This is a genomic window from Microbacterium sp. zg.Y1084 (assembly GCF_024623595.1).
GTDB classification, from domain to species: Bacteria; Actinomycetota; Actinomycetes; order Actinomycetales; family Microbacteriaceae; genus Microbacterium; species Microbacterium wangruii.
Map to the genome: position 1 here is coordinate 84,207 of NZ_JANJGV010000012.1, position 21,350 is coordinate 105,556.

The 21,350-nt window shown below is 69.2% G+C and carries 19 protein-coding genes; 11 read left to right on the forward strand and 8 right to left on the reverse strand.

Going from position 1 to position 21,350, the window contains the following annotated elements; genetic code table 11:
- Window positions 1-44: 44 nt before the first annotated feature.
- On the forward strand, window positions 45-992 hold the full coding sequence (locus NQ165_RS13865) for a Ppx/GppA phosphatase family protein (RefSeq protein ID WP_257526351.1): 948 nt from the start codon (window positions 45-47) through the stop codon (window positions 990-992).
- Window positions 993-1,234: 242 nt separating this feature from the next.
- Here NQ165_RS13865 and glmM read toward each other — a convergent pair whose 3' ends face one another.
- From glmM to rplM, 3 genes are read right to left on the reverse strand one after another with little or no spacing between them, the layout of a single operon-like run.
- The gene (gene glmM, locus NQ165_RS13870; RefSeq protein WP_257526350.1) at window positions 1,235-2,599 is read right to left on the reverse strand and encodes a phosphoglucosamine mutase; all 1,365 of its coding nucleotides are present in this window, start codon (window positions 2,597-2,599) and stop codon (window positions 1,235-1,237) included.
- An 11-nt stretch (window positions 2,600-2,610) separates the two neighbouring features.
- Entirely contained in the window at window positions 2,611-3,087 is a 477-nt protein-coding gene (gene rpsI, locus NQ165_RS13875) for a 30S ribosomal protein S9 (RefSeq protein ID WP_257526349.1), read from the reverse strand.
- A 26-nt stretch (window positions 3,088-3,113) separates the two neighbouring features.
- The gene (gene rplM, locus NQ165_RS13880) at window positions 3,114-3,560 is read right to left on the reverse strand and encodes a 50S ribosomal protein L13 (protein WP_257526348.1); all 447 of its coding nucleotides are present in this window, start codon (window positions 3,558-3,560) and stop codon (window positions 3,114-3,116) included.
- A 261-nt stretch (window positions 3,561-3,821) separates the two neighbouring features.
- Here rplM and NQ165_RS13885 point away from each other — a divergent pair, with 261 nt between their 5' ends.
- The 3 genes from NQ165_RS13885 to NQ165_RS13895 are packed head-to-tail and all read left to right on the forward strand — an operon-like array spanning window position 3,822 to window position 5,312.
- Window positions 3,822-4,478, forward strand: a complete 657-nt coding sequence (locus NQ165_RS13885; RefSeq protein WP_257526347.1) for a hypothetical protein — start codon at window positions 3,822-3,824, stop codon at window positions 4,476-4,478.
- Complete coding sequence (locus NQ165_RS13890) at window positions 4,475-5,101, forward strand: PRC-barrel domain-containing protein (RefSeq protein ID WP_257526346.1); 627 nt, start codon at window positions 4,475-4,477, stop codon at window positions 5,099-5,101. Before NQ165_RS13885 ends, NQ165_RS13890 begins: the two co-directional genes overlap by 4 nt.
- Window positions 5,102-5,135: 34 nt before the next feature.
- Window positions 5,136-5,312, forward strand: a complete 177-nt coding sequence (locus tag NQ165_RS13895) for a CsbD family protein (protein ID WP_257526345.1) — start codon at window positions 5,136-5,138, stop codon at window positions 5,310-5,312.
- A 162-nt stretch (window positions 5,313-5,474) separates the two neighbouring features.
- Here NQ165_RS13895 and NQ165_RS13900 read toward each other — a convergent pair whose 3' ends face one another.
- A complete protein-coding gene (locus tag NQ165_RS13900) occupies window positions 5,475-5,945 on the reverse strand; it encodes an adenylyltransferase/cytidyltransferase family protein (protein WP_257526344.1) in 471 nt (156 codons plus the stop codon).
- Between the two features lie 541 nt (window positions 5,946-6,486).
- On the opposite strand from NQ165_RS13900, the gene NQ165_RS13905 reads away from it, so the two are divergent.
- The 5 genes from NQ165_RS13905 (at window position 6,487) to NQ165_RS13925 (ending at window position 13,129) form a co-directional block, all read left to right on the forward strand.
- Entirely contained in the window at window positions 6,487-7,638 is a 1,152-nt protein-coding gene (locus NQ165_RS13905; protein WP_257533933.1) for a DUF1972 domain-containing protein, read from the forward strand.
- A 55-nt stretch (window positions 7,639-7,693) separates the two neighbouring features.
- Window positions 7,694-9,127, forward strand: a complete 1,434-nt coding sequence (locus NQ165_RS13910; RefSeq protein WP_257526343.1) for a lipopolysaccharide biosynthesis protein — start codon at window positions 7,694-7,696, stop codon at window positions 9,125-9,127.
- A 2-nt stretch (window positions 9,128-9,129) separates the two neighbouring features.
- Window positions 9,130-10,305, forward strand: coding sequence for a glycosyltransferase (locus NQ165_RS13915; protein WP_257526342.1), 1,176 nt, complete (start codon window positions 9,130-9,132; stop codon window positions 10,303-10,305).
- 110 nt (window positions 10,306-10,415) lie between these two features.
- A complete protein-coding gene (locus NQ165_RS13920) occupies window positions 10,416-11,804 on the forward strand; it encodes a polysaccharide biosynthesis tyrosine autokinase (protein WP_257526341.1) in 1,389 nt (462 codons plus the stop codon).
- The gene (locus NQ165_RS13925; RefSeq protein WP_257533924.1) at window positions 11,804-13,129 is read left to right on the forward strand and encodes a hypothetical protein; all 1,326 of its coding nucleotides are present in this window, start codon (window positions 11,804-11,806) and stop codon (window positions 13,127-13,129) included. Before NQ165_RS13920 ends, NQ165_RS13925 begins: the two co-directional genes overlap by 1 nt.
- Here the strand turns inward: NQ165_RS13925 and NQ165_RS13930 are convergent.
- Window positions 13,011-14,030, reverse strand: coding sequence for an acyltransferase family protein (locus NQ165_RS13930; protein WP_257533925.1), 1,020 nt, complete (start codon window positions 14,028-14,030; stop codon window positions 13,011-13,013). The genes NQ165_RS13925 and NQ165_RS13930 overlap by 119 nt on opposite strands.
- 201 nt (window positions 14,031-14,231) lie before the next feature.
- Here NQ165_RS13930 and NQ165_RS13935 point away from each other — a divergent pair, with 201 nt between their 5' ends.
- A complete protein-coding gene (locus tag NQ165_RS13935; RefSeq protein WP_257533926.1) occupies window positions 14,232-16,712 on the forward strand; it encodes a right-handed parallel beta-helix repeat-containing protein in 2,481 nt (826 codons plus the stop codon).
- A 234-nt stretch (window positions 16,713-16,946) separates the two neighbouring features.
- The gene (locus NQ165_RS13940) at window positions 16,947-17,786 is read left to right on the forward strand and encodes a glycosyltransferase family 4 protein (protein ID WP_257526337.1); all 840 of its coding nucleotides are present in this window, start codon (window positions 16,947-16,949) and stop codon (window positions 17,784-17,786) included.
- Between the two features lie 7 nt (window positions 17,787-17,793).
- Here NQ165_RS13940 and NQ165_RS13945 read toward each other — a convergent pair whose 3' ends face one another.
- The 3 genes from NQ165_RS13945 to NQ165_RS13955 all read right to left on the reverse strand — a co-directional run.
- Entirely contained in the window at window positions 17,794-18,360 is a 567-nt protein-coding gene (locus NQ165_RS13945; RefSeq protein ID WP_257526336.1) for a DapH/DapD/GlmU-related protein, read from the reverse strand.
- Window positions 18,357-19,436, reverse strand: coding sequence for a glycosyltransferase (locus NQ165_RS13950; RefSeq protein ID WP_257533927.1), 1,080 nt, complete (start codon window positions 19,434-19,436; stop codon window positions 18,357-18,359). The genes NQ165_RS13945 and NQ165_RS13950 overlap by 4 nt, the downstream gene beginning before the upstream one ends.
- Before the next feature lie 89 nt (window positions 19,437-19,525).
- A partial coding sequence (locus NQ165_RS13955) for a PKD domain-containing protein (protein ID WP_257526334.1) occupies window positions 19,526-21,350 on the reverse strand: 1,825 nt, incomplete at its 5' end.

Here is a 21,350-nt window from a genome sequence, read left to right on the forward strand (position 1 = left end):
ACAAGGCCGGGACGCCGGGGTATCCGCGCCGCTACGCTGACCCCGTGCGCCTTGGAGTCCTCGACATCGGTTCGAACACCGTCCACCTGCTGATCGCGGATGTGATCCCCGGCGGCAGGCCGCACGCGACGACCAGCCGCCGCACGGTGCTGCGACTGATGCGCTACCTGGAGCCCGATGGGTCGATCAGCGCCGACGGCGTGGACGCCCTTGTGGCCGCGGTGACCGACGCCCGCGAGACCGTGGCCCGCGAGAACGTCGCCGAATTGCTGGCGACGGCCACGAGCGCCGTGCGCGAGGCGAAGAACGGCAAGGCGGTGATCGCGCGGATCGAGGAGGCGCTGGGCCAGGAGCTGCAGGTGCTCGGCGGTGAGACGGAGGCGCGGTTCACCTTCCTCGCCGTGCGCCGCTGGTTCGGGTGGTCGGCCGGACAGATCCTGCTGTTCGACATCGGCGGCGGCTCGCTGGAGCTGGCCGCGGGTGCGGACGAGCTTCCGGATGCCGCGGCCTCCGTGCCCCTGGGGGCCGGGCGCATGACGGTGAAGTACCTGCCGAACGACCCGCCCGGCGCCGACGAGGTCGACCGCCTGCGCAAGCACGCGCGCAAGACGCTCGCCCCCGTGGCGGAGATGTTCGCGGACCTGCCGCGCCCCGATCACGTCGTCGGATCGTCCAAGGCGATCCGCTCACTGGCGAAGCTGGCGGGGTACCCCGTGCCCGGCTGGTCGGGGATCGAGCGCATGGTGCTGCCCCGCTCAGCGCTGAAGGAGTGGATCCCTCGCCTTGCGCAGATGCCGGCGGCCGCGCGCGAGGCGCTGCCGGGCATCACCGCGGACCGCACGTTCCAGATCGTCGCGGCGGCCGTCGTGCTGCACCGCGCGATGAAGGCCCTCGATGTCGATGAGCTCGAGGTCAGCCCGTGGGCGCTGCGCGAAGGCGTGCTGCTGCGCTACATCGAGTCCCTGTCGTGGACCGCCCCCACCACCGACTGAGCACTCCCCGCACCACCTGCCCGAGAGAACCGCCACCCGCCAATGCGGAGAGGACCGGCCCCCAGAGCGCGGCCCTCTCGCGGCCACAGCGCTCGTGCACAAGCGCAGGCCAGTCGGCGTCAGAGCGAGGAGACGACGCGTGGGGGGAATGCGACGTCAGCACGGCTCCAGTGCCGGTGCCCTCATTTCTATCGCATCTGCGGCACCACAACCAAGAAACCGGCCCTGCGACACGGTGAAACCTACGCAGGAAGGGCGAGACGCTCGCTCACGACGGCTGCCAACTGCGCCGCCACGTCGCTGGCGACGTCTGCGGTCTCGGCCTCGACCATCACGCGCACGAGCGGCTCGGTTCCGGAGGCGCGGAGCAGGACGCGACCCGACATGCCGAGTGCGGCGGCTGCGGACGCCACCGCCTCCTGCACGCCTTCGTCGTCGTCGACGCGGGAGCGGTCGACGTCCCGCACGTTGACGAGAACCTGCGGGAAGACGGTCATGACGGATGCCAGTTCGGCGAGCGTCTTGCCGGTGCGCGCCATCTCGGCGCACAGGTGCAGGCCGGTGAGCAGACCGTCGCCGGTGGTGGCGAAGTCGCTCATGATGACGTGGCCCGACTGCTCGCCGCCGAGGGAGAACCCGCTGGCGCTCATCCGTTCCAGAACGTAGCGGTCGCCCACACCCGTCTGCTCGACATGGATGCCGCTGGCGGCCATGGCCCGGTGCAGGCCGAGGTTGCTCATCACGGTGGCGACGAGGGTGTCGTCCTTGAGTCGTCCGCGGCTCTTCATCGACAGGGCGAGGATGGCCATGATCTGATCGCCGTCCACGATGCGGCCGTCGGCGTCCACGGCCAGGCAGCGGTCGGCGTCGCCGTCGTGGGCGATGCCGATGTCGGCGCCGACGCGCACGACCTCTCCGGCGAGCACATCGAGGTGCGTCGAGCCGTAGCCGTCGTTGATGTTGAGCCCGTCGGGGTCGGCCCCGATGACGGTCACTTTGGCCCCCGCGTCGGTGAAGACGTCGGGCGAGACGCCGGATGCCGCGCCGTGGGCGCAGTCGATCACGACGTGCAGGCCGTCGAGGCGGTGAGGCAGCGACGCGAGGAGGTGCACGATGTAGCGGTCCTCGGCGTCGGCGAACCGCTGGATGCGCCCGACGTCGCCGCCGGTGGGCTGCAGCTTGGGTCCCGACATCGCCTCTTCGATGCGCGCCTCGACCTCATCGGGCAGCTTCACCCCGCCGCGGGCGAAGAGCTTGATCCCGTTGTCGGGCGCGGGATTGTGGGACGCCGAGACCATCACGCCGAAATCGGCATCGCGGTCGGCCACCAGGAACGCGGCAGCGGGCGTCGGCACCACGCCGGCGTCGAGCACATCGACGCCCGACGAGGCGAGACCCGCCTCGACCGCAGCCGAGAGGAACTCCCCCGATATGCGGGGGTCGCGGGCGACGACCGCGGTCAGTCGTCTGCCCGCCTGCCGCCGTGCCGTCGCAATACGCCCCTGGCCCAGGACGACGGCAGTCGCCTGGGCCAGGGAGAGCGCGAGGTCGGCGGTGAGGGGGCCGTTGGCCAGCCCCCGCACACCATCCGTGCCGAACAGCGCCATCTGCTGAGTGATCAGCGCTTCGAGTACTGAGGTGCCTTGCGGGCCTTCTTGAGACCGGCCTTCTTGCGCTCGATGACGCGGGCGTCACGCGAGAGGAAGCCGGCCTTCTTGAGGGTCGGGCGGTTGTTCTCGGCGTCGATCTGGTTGAGCGCACGGGCGATGCCGAGGCGCAGCGCGCCGGCCTGGCCCGAGTCACCGCCACCCGAGATGCGGGCGATGACGTCGTATGCGCCGGTGAGGTTGAGCACCGTGAACGGGTCGGTGATCAGCTGCTGGTGCAGCTTGTTCGGGAAGTAGTCCTCGAGCGTGCGGCCGTTGACCGTGATGGTGCCCGAGCCGGGGATCAGACGCACGCGGGCGATGGCCTGCTTGCGACGGCCGACCGCTGCGCCGGGAACCGAAAGGACGGGGCGCGCGACGGCGGCCTGCGTCTCCTCGGCGGGAGTCTCGGTGGAGTAGTTCTGCGGGGTCTCTTCGATGTTCGCCATCAGTTGTCCTTAAATCTGAGGGGCGCTTACTGGGCGACCTGGTCGAGGGTGTACGTCTTGGGCTGCTGCGCCGCGTGCGGGTGCTCGCCGCCGGCGTAGACCTTCAGCTTCGAGAGCTGCTGGCGGCCGAGGCTGTTCTTCGGCAGCATGCCGCGGATCGCCTTCTCGACGGCGCGGGCCGGGTTCTTCTCGAGGAGCTCCTCGTAGGAGACCGACTTGAGGCCGCCCGGGTAGCCGGAGTGGCGGTAGGCACGCTTCTTCTGGAGCTTCTGGCCCGTCAGCGCGACCTTGTCGGCGTTGACGATGATGACGAAGTCACCGGAGTCCATGTGGTTGGCGAAGGTGGCCTTGTGCTTGCCACGCAGAAGGGCGGCGGCGTGCGAGGCGAGGCGACCGAGGACGACGTCTGTTGCGTCGATGACCAGCCACTCGCGCTGGATCTCGCCAGCCTTGGGGGTGAAAGTGCGCGTCACGATAGTGCTGCTTTCTTGTGTCGAACGGAGGAGTTCGTGAATCCCACTCCGGGGTGGTTCGCGCCGCAGAAGCGGTCGAACACGCCAGTGGAGGGCTCACGTTCGCGGTGCCGGCCAGCAGGCGGCCTGCACCAAAGAGACAGCTTAGCACGCCACGTCCCGGCATTCGGAGATCACGGGTGCCGACCCGGGAGGCTACGCCCGCCGCCAGATCCTCGCAACCCCATGCAGACCACCGCACGCCGAAGTTAGCGTCGGGTCATGAGCACACCTGAGCGAGGCGACCTCGGCGCACCAGTGTACGACCCGGCATCCACGGGCGCTGCGGCGAGAGTCGATGCGTCCCACACGCTGCAGCGCGACGTCGTGGGGCGGGAGAAGGAGCGATTCGGCGGATTCCACTTCGGGGCGGCGTTCTTCGGCTGGCTGACCGCGGTCGGCGCAGTGGTGGTGCTCGGCACCCTCGTGGGCGCGATCGGCCTCGCCGTCGCGTCAGAGGCGACGCTCGAAGAGGTCGTCGATGCCGCCGCCAGTGACACTGCGGGCATCGTCGGCGCGATCGTCCTGGCCGTCGTGTTGTTCGTCGCCTACGTCGCGGGCGGTTATGTGGCCGGGCGCATGGCCCGCTTCAGCGGAGTGAAGCAGGGTCTGGCGGTCTGGATCTGGGCGGTGGTCATTGCGATCGTCATCGCGGTCGTGGGTGCCATCACCGGAAGCCGGGACAGCGCCCTCAGCGGACTGCAGGGGCTGCCGCAGATCCCCGTCGACGCCGAGTCGGCGACCCTGACGGGCATCCTCACCGCCCTGGGGGTGGCGATCGTCACCCTCCTCGGCGCACTGCTGGGCGGGGCAGCCGGAATGCGTTATCACCGCCGGGTCGACCGCGTCGGCCTCGGCAGACAGGAGAACGGAACATGATCGGATCCCATGACATCGCCAGCCTGGTGGGCCGCCACGTGGTCGACACCGACGGCGACAAGGTGGGCACGGTCGGACAGGTCTACGTCGACCCGACCACCGGCACCCCCAACTGGATGACCGTGAAGACCGGACTGTTCGGCACGTCCGAGTCGTTCGTCCCCCTCGAGCAGGCGGAGGAGGTCGACGGCGGCGTGCGCATCCCCTATGGGAAGGATGCCGTCAAGCACGCTCCGCGCATCGATTCGGATGCAGAGCTCACCCACCGCGAGGAGGAGGAGCTCTACGCGTACTACGCGCTGCGCGACGCCCCAGAAACGGATGGCGACGACCGAGGGCACACGCACGAGCACGAGCACGACGGGCAGAGCCACGAGCACGAGCACGCTCACCGCGACGACCACGACCACGACCACGACCAGGCGAGCCCCGCGGATGCCGGAGACGCCGCCACCGCTCCCCCGGCGGCATCCGGCGGCCTGCGGCTGCGGCGGTACGTCGTGACGGAGCAGGTCACCGTGACCGTGCCCGTCACCCGCGAAGAGGTGCGGCTCGAACCCGACCCGTCGCCCGCGGCGGCCTCCGAAGACGGCGCCGCCACAGAAACCCCCACAGACCGCTGACGCGGTCGTGGACCCCCAAGAGAAGGAGATTGCCATGGGCATCGGAGACGACATGAAGCACAAGGGCGAAGAGCTCAAGGGTCAGGCCAAGGAGGGCATCGGCAAGGCGACCGGTGACAAGTCGATGGAGACCGAGGGTCACGTCGACCAGGCCAAGGGCAAGGGCAAGCAGGCCGTCGACGAGGTCAAGGACGCCGTCACCGACAAGTAGGCACCCACAAGAAGCGGGGGGGCCCCCGGGGGGGGGGGGGGGGCGGGGGGGGGGGCGCGCGGGCGCCCCCACCCACACCGACCCCCCCCCCACCTCACCCGCCGGAGCCCGCGGGGGGGGCCCCCCGCTTCTCTGCGCGCCGACGGAGCCGACGACGACGGACTAGGCCATCGCCACCAACGCCGCGTCACGCGCGTTGCGCGCCCGGGCGAGGTGCACCGCGGCGTCCAGCGCCTGACGCAGCTGTGTGCTGGATGTGTGCGCGGTGTAGGGGAAGTACACGACTTCCACTCCCACCGCGGCGAACTCGCGCTCGAGCTGCTCCCCCCGAGGGGTGCCGCGCCAGTCATCGCCCTTGAAGAAGTGCGTGAAGCGCAGCTCCTCCCACACCTGCAGCTTGTCGGGGACGGCCTCGATGTGCACCTCGTCCACGAAGTCGACGTGGCGCACGATCTCGGCGCGCTCGTCCGTGGGGATGAACGACGACAGACCCTTCGTCTGCAAGAGCATCTCGTCGCTCACCACCCCGGCGATGAGGTGATCGCAATGCTCGCGAGCAAGACGAAGGATGTTCAGATGCCCCACGTGGAACAGGTCGAACGCCCCCGCCGCATAGCCCACTCGTTGTGTCATGACGCCCCCAAAACGCATGTCACACGCTCCCGGCCCCAACCGGGTCACGCGATTTCCCCAAGGTCGACGAGTTCCCCCACGTCGACTGACGCCGACAGTACACCTCACCCGCCGGTGTGCCAACTCGGCTCCCGCGCCCCTCGATGGCGGCGCGCGGACGTCCGCGAAGAGCAGATGCTTTGCTTCGCGGCGGATCAGTGTAAGAATCACCTTGCACGGCCGGTGGGACGGCCGCGGAGAAATCCGAGCACCGGATGAACGCCTGGGGGCATCATCCGACGACATTGGGGAATCAGCGGCTTCGGCCGCTCATTGGGGGATCGCGGCGCTGCCGCAATGTTCCTGGGGGGGAGCAACATGCAGTTCGACATCGTCGTGCACGCAGCCGCAACCGAGGCGGGTGGATGCCATGGTGCTTGAGCAGACCACGGCATCCGCTTCTTCGGCGATCACCGAGCTGGCGCCGGGCGAGGCGCCGCGCGCGGTGGCGCACGCCCGGTCCACCGAACGCCGGCGGCCGACCGCACATCTGTCCATCGCGATGTTCGGAACCCGCGGGGTTCCTGCCGCATACGGCGGCTTCGAGACCGCCGTCGAAGAGGTGGGCTACCGGCTGGTCGAGCGCGGTCACCGCGTGACGGTCTACACCCGCGGCGGCGAGCGCGACCTCACCGAGTACCGCGGCATGCGCGTCGTTCAGCTGCCCGCACTGTCGGTCAAGCAGCTCGAGACACTCAGCCACACCGGCTTCTCGGTGCTGCACGCCGTGACCCACCGCCGCCCCGACGCGGCATTCGTGTTCAACGCGGCCAACTCGCCGTTCATCCCGATGCTGCGTGCCCGCGGCATCCCCGTCGCCCTGCACATGGACGGGCTCGAATGGCGCCGCTCGAAGTGGGGCCGCGGCGGAGCCGCCTACTACCGGTGGGCAGAAGAGCACGGCGTGCGGGCGGCCGACGCGCTGATCGCCGACGCGCCGGGGATCGCGGAGTACTACGAGGACGAGTTCCAGGCGCCGACCGAGCTCATCCGCTACGGCGCGCCGATCCTCAACGGGGTGTCCGACGAGGGCGTGCGGGCGCTGGGCCTGGAGAGCGGCGGCTACCACCTCGTGGTGGCGCGCTTCGAGCCCGAGAACCACGTTCTCGAGATCGTGAAGGGCTACCGCGCCAGCGCGGGCCGAAAGCCGCTCATCGTCGTGGGCTCCGCGCCGTATGCGGCCGAGTACACCCAGGCGATCGCTGCCGCTGCCCAGGGCGACGAGCGCATCCGCATGCTCGGCGGCGTGTACGACCAGGAACTGCTCGACGCGCTGTACGCGCACGCCTTCACCTACGTGCACGGGCACTCCGTGGGAGGGACGAACCCGTCGCTGCTGCGCGCCATGGGCGCCGGCACCGCTGTCATCGCCTACGACGTCACCTTCAACCGCGAGGTGCTCGACGATGAGGGGTGGTTCTTCTTCGGCGAGGGTGACATCGCGGGCCACTTCGCCGCTGTCGAGGCGCACCCCGACGGCGTGCACGGCCGCGGCGAGGCGCTGAAGCGGCGAGCCGAAGCGCAGTTCCGGTGGGACGACGTGGCCGACGCGTACGAAGACCTGGCGCTCCGCCTGGCCGCTGGCGAGTCGGCGCACTCCGGCATGCGCCGCACCACGCGCTCCGTGACCTCGTGGTCGACGACCAGCTCGTGAGCGCGCAGCGATCTCACGGACATCCGCGCGGCGACGACAGCCGGGGCGGCATCACATGACACAGCAGACGACCCTCCATCCCGATGGCGCGGCAGGCGCCGACACCGCTGCCCCTGCCCGGCGGCGCCGGCGGGGGCTGGCATCCATCGAAGACCTCGGGAGCAGGCGCGGCACGCTGCTGTCGATCGGCAGCAGCGCCGCGGCGCGCTTCATCGTGCTGCCGATCAGCGCGGTGCTCGGCATCGTGGTCACCCGGCTGATCATCGACAACTACGGCGTGGCCTCCTACGGGCAGTACATCCTGCTCGTGGCGATCGCGGGGCTCATTCCGTTCAGCGACCTGGGACTGACCGCCGCGATCATGAACGCCGTCGCCGGGGCGAAGGATCCACGCACCGACAGCAACCTGCGCCTCGTGCTCATCTCGTGCATGCGGCTGCTGTTCATCTGCTCGTCGGTGGTCATCGTTGTGGCCGTGGTGCTCTTCGTCTCGGGGCTCTGGCCCACCGTGCTGGGCGGCGCGCTCACCCCGGAATCCGGGGCCCTCGCCGCCACTCTGTGCCTGGCGATCTTCGGCCTGAACATGCTGATCGCCTACGGGCAGCGCATTCTCGCCGCCCTGGGACTGAACGTGCTGGTCGTGCTGCTCGGCGCCATTCAGACCCCGATCGTGCTCGCCGTGCTGTGGGTGATGATCGCCACCTCTGCCGACGGCGGGTACATCGCCGTCGCGTCCTACGCGGCCACGACGGTGATCTGCCTCATCGCGATGATCATCGCCTCCCGCAAGCTCAAGCCCATGCTCGGCAGCGCGCTGCGCGGGGCCTTGGACCGCCGCATCCGCGGCGCGAGAGTGATGAACACCGCGTGGCCGATGCTCATCCAGATGGTCGCGCTGCCGATCGCGATGTCGTCGGACCGGCTCGTGCTCAGCCTCATCGGCACCCTGGACGATCTCGCGCAGTACAGCCTCGCGAATCAGATCTTCTCCCCCGTGTTCGCAGTGGTGACGGCCGCGGGGTTCGCCCTGTGGCCGGTGTTCGCGAAGGCCCGCGCCGCGGGTAAGGCCGCGCCGGTGTCGCCCATGAAGATGTCCGTGGCGTTCGCCGTCGCCGCAGCGGCGGCATGCCTCGCGCTGAGCCTGGCAGCGGGGTGGCTCGCCGAACTGGCATCCGGAGGGCAGATTCAGTTGCCCGCGAGCCTGCTCATCGCCTTCAGCGTGTTCATCGTGATCCAATCGGCGAAGTACCCGTTCGGCATGTACCTCACCGACGCGTCGGGGCTGCGATTCCAGGCCTACTTGATCCTCGGCATGCTGCCGGTGAACCTCGGGTTGACCATCCTTCTCATCCCGGCACTCGGCTCCCTGGGCCCCGTGGTCGGGTCGATCGTCGGCGTGCTGGCATTCCAGCTCATTCCGAACGCCGTCCTCGTGCGTCGCCGCGTCCGCGAAGTGGCGTCGTCGAGCGCATCGACGGAGGAGACGTGAACGTGGGATCGCCGGACAGCGGCCGCGTCGTGATCGCCGTGCACCCGGGCGCCGAGTTGTTCGGGTCCGACCGCATGTTCCTCCAGAGCGTCATCGGGCTGCGCGAGCGCGGCGTCGACGTGATCGCCGTCCTCGCGTCGGCCGGCCCCCTGGTGGAGCAGTTGCGAGCAGCCGGAGCCCAGGTCGACGTCATACCGATGATGGTGCTGCGCAAGTCATTCCGCACCCCCCTCGGCCTGCTGCGACTCTTCGCCGCCGCGATACGCAACGTGCGGGCCGCGACACGACTCATCGACGAACGGCGTCCCGACGCCGTTTACGTGAGCACCGCGATCGTGCCGGTCTGGCCGGTCGTGGCGCGACTGAAGGGCGTGCGCATCGTCAGTCACCTCCATGAGGCCGAGGCCTCCGCAGGCACGCTGATGAAGAAGGTGCTGTACACACCGCATCGCCCCTCACACGCGGTGATCGTCAACAGTCGATTCACGCGCGAAACCATGCTCTCGTCGGCGCCGCGTATCGGTAGCCGGACGAACATCGTCTACAACGGGGTGAGCGGTCCGCCTGTCAGCGCGAACCCGCCGCGTCCGCGCGTCGACGACGGGCTGCGCGTCCTCTATATAGGGCGGCTTTCGCCGAGGAAAGGCCCCGACGTCCTCATCGAGGCGCTCGCAATCGCGCGCGACGAGGGATTGCCTTGCTCGCTCCGGCTGCTGGGCAGCGTTTATCCGGGATACGAGTGGTTCGAGGACCAACTGCGCGCACGCGTGGATCTGCTCGGCTTGCACGACCAGGTCGAGTTCGCGGGGTTCGACTCCGATATCTGGCCGAGCCTGGCTGCTGCTGATGTCCTCGTCGTGCCCTCGGTCGTAGACGAGCCGTTCGGCAACACCGCCGTGGAAGGCCTGCTCGCACGGCGCCCCGTGATCGTCAGCGACACCAGCGGACTGCGGGAGGCGGCGGGCGGTTACCCGACCGCCCTGCTCACCGCGCCCGGCGATGCCGCAGCGCTGGCCACCGCGCTCCAGACTGTGCGCGCGAGCTGGGCGAGCCTCTGCCGAGATGTGGCGATCAGCGCAGCGACGGCCGAACAGCGCAACGGGATCGCCGCCTACCGGGCAGCCGTCGCGACGTCGGTGCTCGGCGCTGACGAACGCATCGCGGCCCCGGCCCGATGACCGCTACGCTCAGTAGCGCAGTGCCGCACACTCACGGTTGGGGGACCAGTGACGATGTACCACGGGATGCGCTTGCTGCGCACGTCCATGACGAACCAGGGCGTCAGTCGATGACGGCGGTGGATTACTTCCGATCGCTTCGCAGACGCTGGGTCGTCATCGTGGTGCTGACGGTTCTCGGCGGGCTGGCAGGCTTCGCCTATGCCTCGACCCAGACGGAGACCTTCCGCGCACAGGCGGCGGTGGTGGTCATCCCCACGCGAGGCGACAGCACGATGGAGCTCGTGCAGGGATCGAACTACGTGCAGGGCCTCGTGCAGACCTACGCCGTGGTGGCGACGTCGCCCGCCGTGCTGGGGCCCGTGATCGAAGAACTCGAGCTCGATACGACACCCCGTGCCCTCGCCGGTCGCATCACCGTCGATTCGCCGCTGGACACGACGGTGCTCGAGATCGCAGCAACCGGGGCGGATCCGGAGATGACGGCGAACATCGCCAACGCGGTCGCTGACCAGTTGGCGGATGCCGTGGAGGATCTGGCCCCGCAGACGCAGACCTCCGGTCCCGCCGTGCGCGTGGAGACGATCAGCGAGGCGGTCGCACCGCGCGCCCCGATTGCGCCCAACACGCGGCTGATCGCCATCGCCGGCGCACTCGCCGGGTTCGTGCTCGGGGTCGTCTACGCGGTGCTGCGTCAACTGCTCGCAACGCGACTCACGTCACGGGAGGACGTGGCGGCCGTCACCGACATGCCCATCCTCGGCGAGGTGAGCGCCGCCGGCGGCACTTCCCTGCCGGCGGCGGTGCGGGATTCGGCGGTGAGTGCCGCCGCGGAGTCGGTGCGCGGCATCGCCGCGGGTCTGCGCTTCGCCAACATCGATGGCGATGCGAAGGTCATCCTGATCACGTCGGCCGTCTCTGGAGAGGGCAAGTCGTCGATCGCCCTGGCGACGGCGCTCATCCTCGCCGAGCAGGGTCAGCGCACACTGCTGATCGACGCGGACCTGCGCCGAGGGTCCATCGCGACCCTGACCGGGCTCGAAGGTGGTGTCGGTGTGACGACGGTGCTCCTGGGCGACGCAACCGAAGACGAAGCGCTGCATCAGTGGGGTTCGCCGAGCCTTCGGATCATGACGAGTGGGACCATCCCACCCAACCCCGGCCAGCTGCTGGCCTCCGACCACCTGCGCGATCTCATCTCCGCAGCCCGAGAGCGCTTCGACGTCGTCATCGTCGACAGCCCGCCCGTGCTCGCCGTGAGCGACCCGATGTGGCTCGCGCCGATCGTCGACGGGATCGTCGTGATCGCCCGCTACCGATACACCAAGCGGGACGAGCTGGTGCGCGCACTGGGTGAGCTGGAATCCACCCGCGCCCGAGTCTTCGGGCTCGTGCTCAACGGGACCAAGCGTGCGGCGGGCAACCCCTACTACGTCGCCGACGCGCCCGCCAAGCGCGGCTCGCGCTCGCGCACGCCGCGCGCCGTCCTCACCGAGTGATGTCCTCCCCCGTCCGGGCGCGAACGGGCGAGCGCGGCGCCGCGCGCGGCGTGGCCGTGCTGCTCGCCGTCGCGAGCGGCGCGTGGATCCTCCTCCCGTACAACGTGCCCCTGGGGGCAATGCTCGCCGCGGCGATGGTTCCCGTGTGGCTTCCGGTGCTGCGCCGGTTCCGCCTCCTTCTCGCACTCACGGCGCTCTGCGTCGTCGCGGTGGTGAGCGGTGTACTGCTGAGTTGGGCGGCCGTTCCCATGCGAGAGGTGCTGCCGTCGGCGCTCGTGGAACGCTCGGCCATGCTGATCGGACTGATCGCCGTCGTCGGCGCGCTGGTGTGGGCTCGTGGAGTGATCGGTTCATCGGGCGTCGCGATCGCCTTCGGCGTCGGCCTCGTGGTGGGGGTGCTCCCCGATATCGGCGGCGACGCCTCCTGGCGGTTCACCTACTCCATCCCCGTCACTGTGCTCGCCCTGGCCATCAGCGCCCGGCGCGGCCACCCGGCGACCCAGCTCGCCGTGATCACCGCACTGGTCGTCGTGGGCGCACTGAACGGGTCCCGCTCGAACACCGCCATGCTGGCTCTGGCGGCGACCGTCGTGGTGTGGCAGTGGGCGAACCGGTCCCTGCTGAAAGGGCGGCGCCGCGCAGGAAACCTGGCGACCCTGCTGCTGCTGGGCGTCGCGATCTTCTTCACCGCGCAGGCCGCGATTCTGGAGGGATTCTTCGGCGAAGCCGCGCAGTCCCGCTCAGAGCAGCAGATCGCCGGTTCCGGCTCGCTGCTGCTCGGCGGGCGTCCGGAGCTCGCCGCTTCCATCGCCCTCATCACCGACCATCCACTGGGCCTGGGGTCGGGCACCGTCGCCTCGTCGGCCGACGTCATCTCCGCCAAGACGGCGATGCTGGGGATCGGTTACGACCCCGACAACGGCTACGTCAACCGCTACCTCTTCGGCAGTGCGATCGAGCTGCATTCCCTCGCGGGGGATTTCTGGGTCTGGTTCGGCCTGCCCGGACTCGCCGTCTGCGCCACGATCGCCGTCATCGTGGCTCTCGGAATCGATCGCCAACTGCGTATGGGCACGGCTTCCGCTCTCGTGGTGTATCTCGCCGCGCGCTTCGCATGGGATCTCGCTTTCAGCCCCGCGCTGTCGTCAGTGAAGCTGCTGCCCCTGACGCTTGCGCTCCTCGCTGTGCCGGTCGCCGTGCGGGCGGTCAAACACTCCTCTGCGCGGACTCGGGCCGCTTCGCGAGAAGCAGACGTGGCGGCGGCTCGAACAGCCACCGCAGGGCGCCACGGCGGCTCACGCGGTACAGGGCGAGCGACAGCATGATCGCCGCGATCGCGACCAAGGGCGGGTAGACGATCGCCGCTGCTTCGAGCAGGGGCGCCGGCGGCGCGATGACCCCCACGGCGCTGAGCACGATGATGGTCGGCGTGTGCGCGAGATATACGGGCAGTGTCTTCGCCCCCAACGAGACGACAACGGAAACGTGCTGCAGCGCCTGTGATGCGGCGACACCCGCGAGCACGCCGAGCACCCCGAGCGCGGGCATGATGCCCGGCACCGTTGTCAGTCCCCAGTGGGTGACGGCGACAGCGCCGGCGGCCCAGACGAAGAAGACGCCGCCGCGCAGCAGCCACCCGCTGTGCGCCGCGTAGCGGAACAGGGCCGCCCGCAGCACCATGCCGCCGAAGAAGAAGAAGTAGTACTTGCACAGCCCCGTCCACCCCGGCGAGGGCAGAGGCAACAGCCCGGTGAAACCGACCACCGATACCGCGAAGGACGCGATGAGCACGATGGATGCCGGCAGCCGCCGTGTCACGCGGTTGAGCAGAAAGAACAACGCCAGCGCCCAGATGAACCAGAGCTCGAAGCGGGGCACCACGGGCGCCATGAGCGTGTCGAAGATCTCCCGGCGGAAGTTGATCCCGGTGCCATGCAACCCCTGGCCGAGCCAGTAGGGCCCGAGATCGATCACTGCCCACAGAACGAAGACCCAGGCGAAAAGACGAAGCTTGGTGTTCCACAGGTCAGCGACGGGAGCCGTGGCCCATTTCGCAGCGAACAGCCCTGCAAGCGTGAAGAACAGCGGCAAGCGCATCGTCGCCAGCGTGTCATTGACCTGCTGCCAGGCCGCCGTATCCGCAGGCAGGCCGTCGAGCCATCGGGCGGCATGGAAGAGCACGACGAGCGCGATCGCAATCCCCTTGCCCGCGTCGACCCAGCGCACTCTGGCGGGTCCCCCTGTCGCGTCTGCCCGCCACAACGCCCGCACGTGACCTCCCCCAGGTCGACAGATGCACGGTGACCCCCAGTCCCGCACCCCAATGAGAAGTGTCTCATACCGAGACGCGCTGTGTCCTGCCCGTGTTTGTATTGCCCGATCGGCCGAACCCGGTCCCGCTCTCCCCCGACGAAAGCGTTTTTCCGCATGCCTTCTCCCCGTCGTTTCCGCGCGCCTCGCGCTCTCGCTCTGCTGGTCGCAGGGCTGATGACCACCTCGCTCGCGCTGGCGACGTCCGCTCCGGCTGCCGCCGCGACGGATGTCTCGGACGACTTCTCGCGATCGGTATCGCAGGGATGGGGGAAGACGGCATCTGGTCTCACATGGACGAGCAGCGCCGGCAGCAGCGGCAGCGTGGTCGACGGGTCGGGGCGCGTCAGCCACACGCCGGGCACCGGTGCGACGCAGACCCTCTCATCGACCATCGATCGCGACACCGTCTTCAGCGCGCTGCTGTGGCCGGAGAAGGCGACCGCCGCGGGCAACGGCGCGACGATCTCCTTGGGTCTGCGCTCCGACGGAGGTCGGTCGTACCAGGCACGTGTGCGGTTCGGGACGTCTGGCGTGAACCTGTGGATGAGCCGCTTTGACGGCTCGACCGCGAAGGAGACGGTGCTGACGTCGACGAAGCCGATCGCCGCCTTCCGCGAGGGGCAGCGCATCCGCGCGGAGTTCAGCGTCACCGGAGACACCGCGGTCTCGATCAAGGCGCGCATCTGGATCGACGGCACCCCCAAGCCCGCCGAGTGGCAGCAGGTGCACGAGGACCGCAGCGCCGAGCGTCTCGCCCAGGCGGGGTCCGCGGTCGTCGCCACGCACCTGTCGTCTGCGTCGGCCGCCAACGCGGTACGCATCGACGACGTGCGCATCGTCACCGCGGGCACGACTGCACCGGCCCCGACACCCGCTCCTGCGCCGACACCCGCCCCGGCACCCGCCCCCGCACCGGCACCCGCTCCCGCCCCGGCCCCGGCCCCCGCTCCGGCGCAGGGCACCGCGGGAAGCCTCCCTGTGGGCAGCGCGTCCTATCCCGTTCCCGCCGGCGCGGTGTACGTCGTTCCCAAGGGAAAGAATGCCGGGTCGGGAACCCTCGCCGATCCGTACCAGAGCGCCGCACACGCGGCGGCGAAGGCCCCTAACGGCTCGACGATCGTCTTGCGCGGAGGCACCTACCGCGAGTATGTGTACGTCGGCTTCAACCGCAAGCTGACGATCCAGGCCTACCCCGGCGAAGCGGTGTGGTTCGACGGCAGTTCTCCGGTGACCAACTGGACGAAGTCCGGCAGCACCTGGGTCAGCACCGGCTGGAACCACAAGTTCGATCGACGCATCTCCTTCAACGCCAACCTGGATGAGACGAGCCGTTTCGTCGATAGCCGCAACCCCTACGCCGGGTACCCGGAGCAGGTGTGGATCAACGGCGCGGCACTGCGGCAGGTCGGATCAGCGTCGGCCGTGACCTCCGGCACGTTCTTCGTCGATGAGGCCGGGAAGCGCCTCATCATCGGCAGCGACCCTTCGGGCAAGCGCGTAGAGGCCACGACTCTGGCTCAGGCGATCAAGGTGCAGGGCAAGGGCACCGTCCTGCGCGGCTTCGGTGTGCAGCGTTATGCCACCACGCTGAACCTCATGGGCACCGTCACCGCCGAGGTGGACGGGATCACCCTCGAGAACATGGTTGTGCGCGACAACGCCACGGTGGGGGTGTACACCTGGAACGACAACCAGACGTTCCGCAAGCTCACGCTGACCGGCAACGGCATGCTCGGCCTCGGCGCGAACGGCACCGACAACCTCAAGATCACCGAATCCGTCATCAGCGGCAACAACACGCAGATGTTCAAACCAGCGCCCGTGTCCGGCGGCCTGAAACTGTCACACGTCCAGAACGTGGACGTGTCCAGGAACGTGATCTCCGACAACGACAGCGCCGGCCTCTGGTTCGACGTGAACTCGTATGACCTGCGCATCACACGCAACCGCGTCACCGGCAACTCCACCAGTGGCGTGCAATTGGAGATCAGCGAGAAGGCGATCGTCGCCGACAACTACATCGCCGGCAACCACACGGGTCTGCACATCAACAACACCGGCAACGTGAAGGTGTGGAACAACACTATCGACGGAACCAGTCGCGCGCTCAGCTTCGCCAAGGACAGTCGCACGCAATCGGACGGTGCCCTCGCGACCAAGATCCCGTGGCTGATGCGCAATCTGCAATTCCGCAACAACGTCATCTCGTACAGCCCGAAGGGCAGCAACTGCGCCTACCTGACGCAGGACTACCAGCAGAAGGCCCTGGGGAGCGCATTCGGCATCTCGTCCGACAGCAACGTGTTCTACCGGCAGAGTGCGACTGCACCCGCCAATTTCGCGTGCTGGGCGAACGGCACGGCGGGCACGCGCAGCTTCAAGACCCTTGAGTCGTTCTCGAGTTTCACGGGCAATGAGAAGAACTCCGCGGAATGGCTCGGTAGCCCTGTGATCAACAGCGACCTCACCGTGCGCGGCGACGTGCTCTCCGCTCCGCGGGCCGGCCTGGCAGGACTGCCGGCAGACGTCGCGGCGGCGATCGGTGTCGCGGCCGGCCAGAAGCGCATCGGTCCCTTCTCCGCGCCGACGAAGTGAGGCCCGCCGCGGCGACGCTAGCATCGACCCATGGGGCGATCGGGTGGGGGTCAGTCACGTGCGATCGTGCTGTATCCGTCGGGACGGGATCTCGGCGCATGGCGAGACCGGCACGCCCGCGGCGAGGGGCCGGATGAATGGCCGTACGGGCTGAACCACCTAAGGGACCATTTCGGCTCAGTCACCCCGCAGAACCTCACCACTGACTCCGCCATCCGGCGGGCGACACGGCGCGTGCTGGCGGCCGCCCCCGTTCGGCGCAGCCGGTCGGGAGCGGTCGCCTTCACATGGGACGAGAACAGCGCCGCACGCTTGGCGTTCTCCCGAGGCGTGGGCACCCGATACTGCGGTGTGGTGTGGCTGACGGATGCCGTGGACCGCGAAGGACCGCAGGCTCTCGCTCCGATGCGACGCGCCCTGCGCAAGATGGACGGCGTGTGGGTACTCAGCGCCGCGCAGGTGCAGCCGCTGCGGGAGTTCTTGGGGCCCGCCGGTCCCCCCGTGCATCACGTGCTCTTCGGGATCGACGAGGCATTCTTCACCGCTCACCCCTACCCTGAGCGACCGTTGGTGGTCAGCGTCGGTGGCGATCGTGATCGCGATGCGGCCACGCTGTTCCAAGCCCTCGAGAGAATCCGCGCCCAGCGTCCCGACGTCGAGATCGTCGTGCAGAGCACGTCCACCGCACCTCCGCCCAGCGGGGTGCGAGTCGTCCCCTATCTGACCCACGCGGAGCTGCGGAACCTGTATGCCCGCGCGAGCGTGGCGGTCATCGCCACGCGCGACAACTCCCACGTGTCGGGTATGACGGTGGGGCTCGAGGTGATGTCCACGGGTCGACCGATCGTCATCACGGAGACAGCCGGCATGGACGACTACTTCACACCCGAGGGCGGCGCCGCCCTCGTGCCGCTCGGGGACGCCGCGGCACTGAGCGACCACGCGCTGGCCCTTCTCAACGACCCGGCCGGCGCCGCGCGCGCGGGTGCCGCAGCGCGTCGTCGGGTGGAATCGACCTTCACCACACGCCACCTCGCGTCGCGACTCGCCGCTCTCGCCCGCCGCTCGGTGTAGCCGCAGGTCACACCGCGCTGCCCCAATCCGACACAGCTCCGACGGGCAGGGCCGGGTTGCCCACGACGATGCTGCCCGGTTCCACGGAGCGCCGCACCACGGAGCCGGCCCCGACCACTGCACCGGCACCGACCTCGACGCCCTTGAGCACCATGGACCGTGCGCCGATCAGCGCGCGGGGTCCCAGCACGATGGGTCGGGTGTGGCTGCGCCGCCGTCCGGTCTCATCGGCGAGCCAGTGGAAGTCGGTGTCGAGAATCTGCACATCCCACGAGATGCGGGTGCCTTGCTCGATCACGACGGAGGACTGCACGTTCACGATGCTGCGGTCCCCGATCTTCGAGCCCGATCGCATGGTGAGCACGGCACCAGGGCCGACCCAGATCTGCACACCAGAGGTCAACGTGACCCCACGGTCGAACCGACGCTCTCCTGGGCCGCCGAGCTTCACGCCGCGCCCGATGCGCACCCCGGGGTGACCCCGCAGCACCCCCCGCCCGTAGGCGACAAGGTGCTTACGGTGGGCCAGAAGCCGTCGCAGGATGCCTCGCTTCGAGTGGGTTGCATCGGTCACGGCTGCTCCTCCTCGCCGTCGGCGTACATCCACGCGCGGGCCGACTCCCGCCCATCGCGGGAGGGCAGATCGGACCAGACATCCTCCGGCGTGCGGCGTGATGTCAGCGCTGCGACGAGTTCCGCAGACAGCTCCCGCTCGACGGCCTCCTCCGGCACGACGTGGTGCCCGTGATCGCGAAGCCAGCGTGCGATACCCGTCTCGTCGGTGGTCACGACGGCGCACCCCTGCGCGAGGGCTTCAGCGATGGGCAGGCCGACCTGCTCGCGCCACAGCGGTCGACGGCGAGAAGGCAGAGTGAGCACCTTCGCCCCTCTGAGCGCGCGGTAGATCTCCTCGCGGGGCGGATCGATGAGCAGCGACACCTGTGGGTCGGCGTCGGCCAGCCGCCGCGCGTCGTCCTCACCTGCGCCCCGCCCCACGATCACCAACCGCGCGCCGGGCACCGATGCGCGCACCGCCGGCCAAGCCGCGAGCAACGCGGGAAATCCCTTGCGCTCGGACAGATCGCCCACGAATGCCAATGTCTCCGGGCGTGGGTCCCCGGTCGCCTCCGGGTCACGCGTGGGAAGCGCCTCGATCAGCTCGGTCTCGGGATCACGACGCCCGCTCAGTTCTTCCCCGTAGAGCTGCGCCGCCTGTGACGTCCCGAAGGCGACGCGATCCAGCGCCCGCCACACCGCGGGCGCGAGCAGCCGCTGCAGCCGATGCCTCGCCCCCGCCTTCAGCGGCAGGTTGCGCAGCATCTGCGCGGTAGGCATGTTGCCGATGGCGTAGGCCACCGCCACCGGCCGCGGGTCTCCCACGACCCGGGCGCGCAGGCGAGCCGCGACGATGAAGGCGAGGCTGCGCGTGGCAGCTCTGACCACGAGCGGCTCGTTGACCTCGATCACGTCGACGCGATGTGTAAGGGCATGCCAGGTGGATGCCAGGAGGCCTCGCCGCAGCACGTCGACGCCCCGGGCGACGTCGGCGTCGAAGTCGTAGCGCCGACCGCGGTAAAGGATCGTGACCCCCTCGCCCAGTTCAACTGCGCGCTCGAGATGCGCGGTGCGCACCACCTCGTAGATCTGCACGATCGTTCTCACCTTCGGCGTCCGGCCGACAGCATCGGCGACCGGACGCCCCGGGCGTGTGAGTGGAAACTGCGAAGTGGAGACGCTCATCACGGCAGGGCGTTGACCTGGAGGTTGTCGAAGGTGAGGGTGACCGGCACCCGGGTGGCGGCGTTCGGAACGAAAGCGTAAACCCCGACGGAACCAGGCGCCTGCAGTCCGGCGACGTTGTTGGTGCGCTCGACCTGCCAGCCCGGCTCGGGCGTGCCGTCCTTCCACACCTTCGCCGAGATCGTGGTGACCCCCGCGGCGGTCTTCGTATCGACCCGGAACAGATACTTCGCACCAGGCTCGATCACGACACCCGTCTCGACCGCCGCACCCACCGCGGTGCTTCCGCCCCGCAGCACGTTCAGCCGAGCACTACCGTCGGCCGCCGTGCGGATGCGCACCATGTACTGGTCGTCTCCCACCCGACGCGCGATCAACCCGATGTACATCGCGTCGTTGATCTTGTCGACAGCGAACTCCCCCGTGAACGACGTCGATGTGCTGTCGATGACCGCGCTGTCGACATTGACCGTCGACGACCCCGGCATCGTGATCCGACCCACGCCATCAGCGACCGCGAACCGGTTCGCCCCCGTACGCAGCGTCCACGCGCCTCCGACGTCCGCCGAACCCCAACCCGACGCCACCGTGCGACCGAACGCATCCGCGAACAGCTGACCCGCCGGCGGCTCCACCGGAGCCGCCACCGTCACCTCAGCCGTCGTCGTCGCCGCCGCGCCGCCGTTGTCGGTCACCGTCAACCGCACCGTGTACGTCCCCGCCGCAGCGAACGCGTGCGACGCCGTCGCCCCGGCACCCGTGCCGCCGTCACCGAAGTCCCACGCATACGACGCGATCGACCCATCAGCATCCGACGAACCCGAACCATCCACCGACACCGACAACCCCGACACCGCCGACGTGAACACCGCCACCGGCGCCACATTCGCGGGCGGGTCGACGGGAGGATCGACCGGCGGAACCACGACGGAATCCGGATTCACGACCTGGAGGTTGTCGAAGGTGAGGGTGACGGGCACCCGGGTGGCGGCGTTCGGAACGAAAGCGTAAACCCCGACGGAACCAGGCGCCTGCAGTCCGGCGACGTTGTTGGTGCGCTCGACCTGCCAGCCCGGCTCGGGCGTGCCGTCCTTCCACACCTTCGCCGAGATCGTGGTGACCCCCGCGGCGGTCTTCGTATCGACCCGGAACAGATACTTCGCACCAGGCTCGATCACGACACCCGTCTCGACCGCCGCACCCACCGCGGTGCTTCCGCCCCGCAGCACGTTCAGCCGAGCACTACCGTCGGCCGCCGTGCGGATGCGCACCATGTACTGGTCGTCTCCCACCCGACGCGCGATCAACCCGATGTACATCGCGTCGTTGATCTTGTCGACAGCGAACTCCCCCGTGAACGACGTCGATGTGCTGTCGATGACCGCGCTGTCGACATTGACCGTCGACGACCCCGGCATCGTGATCCGACCCACGCCATCAGCGACCGCGAACCGGTTCGCCCCCGTACGCAGCGTCCACGCGCCTCCGACGTCCGCCGAACCCCAACCCGACGCCACCGTGCGACCGAACGCATCCGCGAACAGCTGACCCGCCGGCGGCTCCACCGGAGCCGCCACCGTCACCTCAGCCGTCGTCGTCGCCGCCGCGCCGCCGTTGTCGGTCACCGTCAACCGCACCGTGTACGTCCCCGCCGCAGCGAACGCGTGCGACGCCGTCGCCCCGGCACCCGTGCCGCCGTCACCGAAGTCCCACGCATACGACGCGATCGACCCATCAGCATCCGACGAACCCGAACCATCCACCGACACCGACAACCCCGACACCGCCGACGTGAACACCGCCACCGGCGCCACATTCGCGGGC

Excerpts from the sequence above, each read along its gene's own strand:
- glmM (WP_257526350.1), bottom strand. The coding sequence starts at position 2,599 with ATGGCGCTGTTCGGCACGGATGGTGTGCGGGGGCTGGCCAACGGCCCC.
- rpsI (WP_257526349.1), bottom strand. The coding sequence starts at position 3,087 with ATGGCGAACATCGAAGAGACCCCGCAGAACTACTCCACCGAGACTCCC.
- NQ165_RS13885 (WP_257526347.1), top strand. The coding sequence starts at position 3,822 with ATGAGCACACCTGAGCGAGGCGACCTCGGCGCACCAGTGTACGACCCG.
- NQ165_RS13890 (WP_257526346.1), top strand. The coding sequence starts at position 4,475 with ATGATCGGATCCCATGACATCGCCAGCCTGGTGGGCCGCCACGTGGTC.
- NQ165_RS13895 (WP_257526345.1), top strand. The coding sequence starts at position 5,136 with ATGGGCATCGGAGACGACATGAAGCACAAGGGCGAAGAGCTCAAGGGT.
- NQ165_RS13900 (WP_257526344.1), bottom strand. The coding sequence starts at position 5,945 with ATGACACAACGAGTGGGCTATGCGGCGGGGGCGTTCGACCTGTTCCAC.
- NQ165_RS13905 (WP_257533933.1), top strand. The coding sequence starts at position 6,487 with ATGTTCGGAACCCGCGGGGTTCCTGCCGCATACGGCGGCTTCGAGACC.
- NQ165_RS13910 (WP_257526343.1), top strand. The coding sequence starts at position 7,694 with ATGACACAGCAGACGACCCTCCATCCCGATGGCGCGGCAGGCGCCGAC.
- NQ165_RS13920 (WP_257526341.1), top strand. The coding sequence starts at position 10,416 with ATGACGGCGGTGGATTACTTCCGATCGCTTCGCAGACGCTGGGTCGTC.
- NQ165_RS13925 (WP_257533924.1), top strand. The coding sequence starts at position 11,804 with ATGTCCTCCCCCGTCCGGGCGCGAACGGGCGAGCGCGGCGCCGCGCGC.
- NQ165_RS13935 (WP_257533926.1), top strand. The coding sequence starts at position 14,232 with ATGCCTTCTCCCCGTCGTTTCCGCGCGCCTCGCGCTCTCGCTCTGCTG.